This window comes from Clostridium sp. (assembly GCF_016650095.1).
In the GTDB taxonomy this organism is placed as follows: Bacteria; Bacillota; Clostridia; order Clostridiales; family Clostridiaceae; genus Clostridium_AD.
In genome coordinates this window covers 1-7,807 of record NZ_JAENWL010000156.1, presented here as the reverse complement: position 1 = coordinate 7,807, position 7,807 = coordinate 1, and the positions used below count along the sequence as shown (strand labels likewise).

Below are 7,807 nucleotides of genomic sequence, written 5' to 3'. Positions count from 1 at the left end.
AATTAAATTGTAACCAGTTACACAATTGAAAAGTAAATTATATGTTTAATTGAATGGGTTTTTAAAATGATTTATGAAAATACTATATTTAATAAATTAATTGGAGGAGTAAAAATGAAAAGAATAATGATTTTATGTTTAGCAGGATTAATGACAGTTGGTATGGTTGGTTGTGGTACTAAAAAATCAACAGAAAGTCCGACAGCTGGTGGTGACAAAAAAGTAACTTTAAAATTAGCACATAATTTAACCGAAGACCATCCAGTAGGTTTAGCTTTAACAGAATTTGCAAGATTAGTTGATGAAAAGACTAATGGAAGTGTAAAAATTCAAATATTCCCTAATGGCCAGTTGGGTGATGAGACTTCAGTTTTAGAACAACTGAAAGCTGGAGCTGTTGCTATGACAAAGGTATCTGCGGCTGCACTTACAGCATATGACGACGGTTATAACGCATTTACATTACCTTATGTCTTTACAGATGAAAAACATTATTTTAAATCAATGGAATCTGATGCAGTAAAAGAACTCTATAACAAGACAAAAGAGAAAGGGTTTGTAGGACTCACATATTACAATTCAGGAGCACGTTCGTTCTATACAGCGAAGAAGCCTATAAATACTCCAGAAGATTTAAAAGGTCTAAAAATTAGAGTTATGGGATTTAAGACGCAGACTGAAATGGTTGAGGCATTAGGTGGAACTCCAGTATCTTTGCCTTATGGTGAGGTTTATACTGCAATGCAATCAGGTGTTATTGATGGTGCAGAGAGTAATGAAACAGCCTTAACAATTGGTAAACACGGTGAAGTAGCTAAGTACTACAGTTATGATGAGCATACAATGATTCCTGATATTTTAGTTTTAAGTTCAAAAGTTTGGGATACATTATCGAAAGATCAACAGAAAGCTATTCAGGAAGCATCAAAAGAATCAACAGCATTCGCAAATCCACTATGGACAAAATCTATTGCTGATGCAAAAGTTGAAGCAGAAAAAATGGGTGTCAAATTCAATGATGTTGATAAAAAACCATTCCAAGATGCAGTTGCACCAATGATAAAAAAATACTCAGACTCTATGCCTGAAGTGAAAAAATTATTAGAAGCATTCAAAGGATTAGAATAGTTAAAGTATTAGAATAATACATAAGCCAGAATGTCTATACTTTCTGGCTTATGTAAATAAGATACATAAATTGAAAAAATATATGGAGGCAAAGACAAGAATGAAAACTATTAAATTTATCTTAGATAAATTTCTAACCTATGTTATTTCTATACTTCTAATATTGATGACATCTTTGGTTTTGTGGCAAGTATTCACAAGATATGTGATGAACAATCCGAGCACGTTTACACAAGAATTAGTTATAATTATTTTAATTTGGACATCTTTTTTGGGAGCAGCATATGCATTTGGAAGCAGACAGCACATGGCTTTAATTTTTTTGAAAGAGAAGGCAAAAGGGTCTAGTAAATTAATTCTCTGTGTTTTTATTGATGTAGTAATTCTGTTATTTGCAGTAGTAATACTTATTATTGGCGGTAATCAGATTACAATGGGTGTGGTCGGAGTAAAAACACCAATATTAGCTATTCCGAAAGCGTATATTTATTCTTCAACTATTGTTTCAGGTGTACTAATTGTTTTCTATCAATTTGTTAACATTTTTGAAGATTTTAGAATTAAAGATAAGTAATTTTATATAGGAAGGAGATAACAAAATGGTTATAATAGCGCTGGTATTATTCGGTGTGTTTTTTGGTTCACTTGTAATTGGGATCCCAATTTCAATAGGTATAGGGTTAGCTTCTATTGCAACTGCATTATGCTTAGTTCCTCCAGATGTTGCTATATTTACAGTAGCGCAGAAAATGGTTACTGGTATCAGCAGTTTCTCATTACTAGCAGTACCCTTATTTATTCTTTCGGGTAATATAATGAATAATGGAGGGATTGCTAAGAGATTAATTAATTTCGCGAAAGTTATTGGTGGTAGAATACCAGGCTCTTTGGCACATGCAAATATACTTGGAAATATGCTGTTTGGGGCATTGTCCGGTTCTGCAGTTGCAGCTTGTGCAGCGATTGGCGGAACTATGGCACCACTTGAAAAAGAAGAAGGATATGATCCAGCTTTTTCAGCAGCTGTAAATATAGCTTCTTCTCCAGCGGGTATGCTTATTCCACCAAGTGGTGTCTTGATTCTTTATTCTCTAGTAGCAGGAGGGGTATCCATATCAGCATTGTTTATTGCAGGCTATATACCTGGGATATTGATGGGCCTTGCTACAATGATAGTTGCTTATATATATGCTAAGAAAAATAATTATCCTGTATCAGAAAAAGTATCATTTAAAGTTGCTTTTAAAGTATTTATGGAAGCACTTCCAAGTCTTTTCTTAATAGTTGTTGTTATTGGTGGTATTGTAGGTGGTATATTTACAGCTACAGAAGGGGCCGGTATTGCGGTGATATATCCATTAATTTTATCAGTTATTTATAAGAGTATTACAATTGCTGACTTTAAAGATATTATTTTAAAAACAGCTGTCATAACTGGAATCATCATGTTTTTGGTTGCGGCATCTTCAGCAATGTCGTGGGTAATGGCATTTGCAGGAATACCGGGAGCGATTAGTGCTGCTATCTTATCAATTTCAGATAATAAAATAGTGATTTTACTTATAATAAATGTAACATTACTAATAGTAGGTACTTTTATGGATTTAACACCAGCGGTATTAATATTTACTCCAATATTTCTTCCAATAGCTACGGAGCTCGGACTAAATCCTGTACATTTTGGAATCGTACTTGTATTTAACTTGTGTATAGGGATAATGACTCCACCAGTAGGGAGTGTATTGTTTGTGGGATGTGGTGTAGCGGATGTTCCAATTGAGAAAGTGATTAAACCCCTGATTCCTTTCTTTTTTGCACTTATTACAGTTTTGATGTTAATTACATTTATACCTGATATAAGTTTATTTTTACCGAAATTATTTCATTTAATATAGTGTTTTAACATAAAGGAGAGACAGTGATGATAAGAACAAATTATATTTTTAAGTTTGTAAAGAATGAAGGTAATGTTGTAGATTTTAAGATGATAGAAGGAAAAACTTCAGTTAAAGTGTTTGTATTAGAAGATGATGTTATAAGGGTATTATTTTATGAAAATGAGATGAAACTTAATAGAACTTGGATGATTGCTCCTGGTATGGAGGATATTGAAAAAGAGGGAAGAGACAGATTAGATGTTTCTGTATTTTCACTTCCAAAATTCACTTTCGATATCAATGATGGAACTAGTACCATAGAAACTTCTAAAATGAAAGTAGTATTTGATTTGGATGGAATGAAGGCTACTTGGTATGCAAAAATTGGAGATGAGGAAATTCAATTTGCTAAGGATAGAAAAACTCAAAGTTATAATTTTGAGGGCTCCTTAGGAAAAGGACCATTTCATTATTTGGAAAGAGACCTTAATGAACAATATTATGGACTCGGAGAAAAGTCGGGCAATGTAGAGAAAAACGGGAGAAGATACAAGATGATGAGTGTTGATCCCATGGGATATGATGCAGAATCTACAGATCCATTATATAAACATATTCCATTTTATATAACAAGAAATAAAGAAACAGAAGTATCATTTGGAATTTTCTATGATAATTTATCTACATCTATTTTTGATATGGGAAGTGAATTAGATAATTATCATGGTTATTATAGATATTATAACGCTGAAGATGGTGATTTGGATTATTATATAATTTTAGGACCTGAGATAAAAAATATTACTCAAAGATTTTCTTGGTTAACTGGTAAGACAATATTTACTCCTAAATGGAGTATTGGTTATTCAGGCTCCACAATGTCTTATACGGATGCACCTGATGCCCAAGATCAGTTACAAAAGTTTGTTAATGATTGCAAAGAGTATGACGTTCCTTGTGAATCTTTTCAATTATCTTCTGGATATACTTCAATAGGAGATAAAAGATATGTATTCAACTGGAATAAGGATAAATTTCCAACACCAGAAGATATGGCTAAGAGGTTTCATGAAAATGGATTAAAATTATGTGCAAACATAAAACCGGCATTGTTAATTGATCATCCAATGTATAAAGAACTCGAAGAAAATAAGATGTTCATTCAGGATAGGAATGGTCAAGTAACTGAAACAGCTCAATTTTGGGATCAACTTGGTGCATATGTAGATTTCACAAATCCAAAATCATTTGATTGGTGGAAAGCTCAGGTTACTGAAAAATTATTGAAATATGGAATTGATTCAACATGGAACGATAATAATGAGTATGAGATTTGGGATGGGCAGGCAAAGGCTAATGGTTTTGGGAAAGAAATAAATATTGCCCAAATAAGACCTCTTCAGTCATTGCTCATGATGAAGGCATCCTATGAAGCTCAAAAGGAGTTTAATCCGAGTATTAGACCATATTTAATATCACGTTCAGGGTGCCCTGGCATGCAAAGATATGTTCAGACTTGGTCTGGAGATAATAGAACTTCCTATAAAACAATAAAATACAATATAAAAATGGGCATAGGCCTAAGTTTATCTGGAGTTTATAATATTGGACATGATGTTGGTGGATTTTCAGGGCCTGCTCCTGAACCGGAGATGTTTGTAAGATGGGTTCAGAATGGTGTTTTCCATCCAAGATTTACAATACACTCATGGAATGACGATCACACTGTAAATGTACCTTGGATGTACCCTGAAATGACTCAGCATATAAGAGAAATGATTAAATTTAGAAGTAGAATAACTCCATACATTTATAACTTAGTTTACAGAGCCCATGAATACTATGAACCTATGATAAGACCAACTTTCTATAACTATGAAAAGGATAAGAAGACGTTTGAAGAGTGTGATGATTTTATGCTGGGTGATGATATGCTTGTTGCCTCAGTAGTTGAACCGGGACAATTTAACAGAAAAGTTTATCTTCCTAAAAATGAGGATGGTTGGTACGATTACCACACTGGATTATGGTTCGAAGGTGGCCAGAAGATAACTATTCCTGCTCCAATTGACTATGCACCATTATTAATAAAAGCTGGAGCAATCATACCAGTAAATGATGCGAAAATTACGTTTGAAACTAAATCAAAAGATGAAAGAGGCTTCATGTTGTTTCCTACAAAGGGAACCGGAGAAAGTGAGTATAGTTTATATGAGGATGATGGACTCACAAATGATTACAAAAAGGGAATCTGTACCTTTGTTAAATTGAAAATGAAGTCTACAGAAAGTAAAATAGAAATTCATATTTCTGCAGAAGGGAATTATAAAATTCCATACACTGAGGTAAGAATATATCTTCCAAAAACAGAAATAAGACAAATAGTGGTAAATGGTGAATGTATAGAGAAAAACGATCTTAATGTTTATTCAGCAGATATCAATAAAATGGAATAAAGTAAATATTAAAGAATTGCTAGAGGGTTTACAGACGTTGCTTAAAAGATAAGCAGAATTTAAAAAAACATTAAGCACTGATGTTACTACATCAGTGCTTTTGTGGCTCTATATATAATAATTAGTGGTAATTAGGGGCAGGAAAATAAATAACAAGTCAAAAATTCGACGGATATTTCGGGAAAGACTAGTGAAATATATTAAGTACTATAGCTATTGGGAATTCATATAGTTAATCACACTTCAATAGAAATAATCTATTGGATGCAAAGGGCAAATGATGTTAAAATAATGCTGGAATATAATGTAGAAATTAGTAATGATATTAATACAAAAATAAGTAGATTTATCAAAGGGGTGTTACGTATTAAAATATTTAAACGCAACCAAGGCAAAATTGTATTCATCTTAATTATATCAATTTTGTATTTTTTTGTACCCCCGATAAAAATCAATGTAAATCAAGCTGTATTTATATTGAAAAATGTAGATGTGGGAATGGCAAGAGGGTATATTCTTGGCTTTGGTGTATGGGCTCCAATTGTTTCGTTTTTATTAATGATATTACAATCCGTAATTGCACCAATTCCGGCATTTATAATAACGTTTGCTAATGCTGGTATTTTTGGCTGGATTAACGGAGCATTATTATCATGGACAAGTGCTATGGCAGGAGCTGCAATATGTTTTTTCATTGCTAGATTATTGGGTAGAGATGCAGTGGCAAAGCTTACATCAATATCAGTTATAGAAAAAGTTGATGGATTCTTTAAATCCTATGGTAAATATGCAATTTTAATTGCAAGATTATTGCCGTTTATATCATTTGATATAGTTAGCTATGGTGCTGGATTAACGTCTATGAATTTCTGGCCGTTTTTTATAGCCACAGGTATAGGACAACTACCTGCTACAATCATATATTCGTATATAGGTGGTATGTTAACAGGGACAGTAAAAACATTTGCAATTGGCCTTCTTTTACTATTCGCAGTAACTACATTAATCGCTTTATTGAAGAAGGTATGGAATGATAAAAAGAATAGAGGAGGCGAAAAATATTGATTAAGGGCAAATTTAAGAAAGTGTATGTGATATTAATGTTATTAATATTAGTAACAGTTGTATCTGCTTGTTCTAATAATAAGGGAAAAAGCAATGCAAGCGATCAAAATAAACAATTTGATATTACTGCATACAAGAATAATGATTTTTTAATTACACCTCAAGAAGTGAATAAACTAATGGGAAGTGAAAATTTAGTATTACTAGATTGTAATAAGCCTGATATTTATGAAAAAGGGCATATAAAAGGTGCATTAGGAATTGGTATTCAAGGTTTTTCAAGTAAGGATGGGAAAATAGGTGATGCTAATTGGGGAACAATACTCAAATCAGAAGAGTTAAAAGCAAAGTTAGAATCTCTAGGTATTGATAATAAAAAAACTATAGTATTTTACTCGGATGTATTTAAAGGTCCAGGTGCAGATGGCAGAGCTGTTTGGCAGTTGAAAATGGCAGGTTTTAATAACGTTAAAATGTTAGTGGGTGGCCTTACATATTGGAAAGAGCTTGGGAATGATGTAACTGATGAAGCTTCTTCGAAACCAACGCCTACTACAGGAGTAGTAATAAAAGATTATGATAAGAGCTATGCAGCAACAAAAGACTATGTTTATAGTAATCTAGGTAAACAAGTTATTATCGACGTAAGATCAGAGGGTGAGTTTAAAGGATCCCAAAAAGCTGGAGAGCCAAGGGGTGGACATATCAAAGGAGCTATAAATTTGGTGTGGACAGATCTTCTAAATAAAGATGGTACTCCAAAGTCTCCTAAAGAGATAAATGATTTGATGGCTTCAGTTGGCGTTAAACCACAAGATGATTTTGTCGTTTACTGAACGATGGGTATAAGATCTGGATATGCATCCATGATCATCAGAGCCGGTGGCTTTGAAAAAGTTAAAAATTATGAAGGTTCATTATATGAATGGAGCGGAGACGCTAGTATGCCTATGGAAAAATAATTGATAAAGAAATTTGTTATTAGGTTAATGTTAAGAAAGAGATAGAGCTCATATTAAAATATGGAGACTCTATTTTTTTGTCTTTAAATAAACAGGTTGCATACTTATAAAAGCTAATTATAGTAAAACAATTCCCCCCCCTTAAAAATCAAAGTATAAACGTATATAATAATATACGTCAGACTGTTGACAAACATAAAATGTTAAATATCCCAATTTTAATTGGGATATTTTTTTGTTGGCAAAAAGGATTTTGGGCCATCAATGTCGAATATATATAGTATACAAACTTTATAATTCGGAGGGTTTAATTATGATT

The 7,807-nt window shown here is 32.7% G+C and carries 7 protein-coding genes; all 7 read left to right on the top strand.

Annotated features, from left to right (window positions below):
• Nucleotides 1-114 precede the first annotated feature (114 nt).
• Entirely contained in the window at nucleotides 115-1,128 is a 1,014-nt protein-coding gene (locus JJE11_RS10410) for a TRAP transporter substrate-binding protein (protein ID WP_291635276.1), read from the top strand.
• A gap of 100 nt (nucleotides 1,129-1,228) precedes the next feature.
• Nucleotides 1,229-1,702, top strand: a complete 474-nt coding sequence (locus tag JJE11_RS10405; protein WP_291635274.1) for a TRAP transporter small permease — start codon at nucleotides 1,229-1,231, stop codon at nucleotides 1,700-1,702.
• A 25-nt stretch (nucleotides 1,703-1,727) separates the two neighbouring features.
• Entirely contained in the window at nucleotides 1,728-3,023 is a 1,296-nt protein-coding gene (locus JJE11_RS10400; protein WP_291635272.1) for a TRAP transporter large permease, read from the top strand.
• 26 nt (nucleotides 3,024-3,049) lie between these two features.
• Entirely contained in the window at nucleotides 3,050-5,461 is a 2,412-nt protein-coding gene (locus JJE11_RS10395; protein WP_291635270.1) for a glycoside hydrolase family 31 protein, read from the top strand.
• A 216-nt stretch (nucleotides 5,462-5,677) separates the two neighbouring features.
• On the top strand, nucleotides 5,678-6,526 hold the full coding sequence (locus JJE11_RS10390; RefSeq protein ID WP_291635268.1) for a TVP38/TMEM64 family protein: 849 nt from the start codon (nucleotides 5,678-5,680) through the stop codon (nucleotides 6,524-6,526).
• Nucleotides 6,523-7,362 (top strand): sulfurtransferase, encoded by an 840-nt coding sequence (locus tag JJE11_RS10385; RefSeq protein WP_291635265.1) that lies wholly within the window; start codon nucleotides 6,523-6,525, stop codon nucleotides 7,360-7,362. The genes JJE11_RS10390 and JJE11_RS10385 overlap by 4 nt, the downstream gene beginning before the upstream one ends.
• Before the next feature lie 3 nt (nucleotides 7,363-7,365).
• Entirely contained in the window at nucleotides 7,366-7,488 is a 123-nt protein-coding gene (locus tag JJE11_RS10380) for a rhodanese-like domain-containing protein (RefSeq protein ID WP_291635263.1), read from the top strand.
• Nucleotides 7,489-7,807 lie beyond the last annotated feature (319 nt).

Coding starts and splice junctions, on each gene's coding strand:
- JJE11_RS10410 (WP_291635276.1), top strand. CDS start 115: ATGAAAAGAATAATGATTTTATGTTTAGCAGGATTAATGACAGTTGGT.
- JJE11_RS10405 (WP_291635274.1), top strand. CDS start 1,229: ATGAAAACTATTAAATTTATCTTAGATAAATTTCTAACCTATGTTATT.
- JJE11_RS10400 (WP_291635272.1), top strand. CDS start 1,728: ATGGTTATAATAGCGCTGGTATTATTCGGTGTGTTTTTTGGTTCACTT.
- JJE11_RS10395 (WP_291635270.1), top strand. CDS start 3,050: ATGATAAGAACAAATTATATTTTTAAGTTTGTAAAGAATGAAGGTAAT.
- JJE11_RS10380 (WP_291635263.1), top strand. CDS start 7,366: ATGGGTATAAGATCTGGATATGCATCCATGATCATCAGAGCCGGTGGC.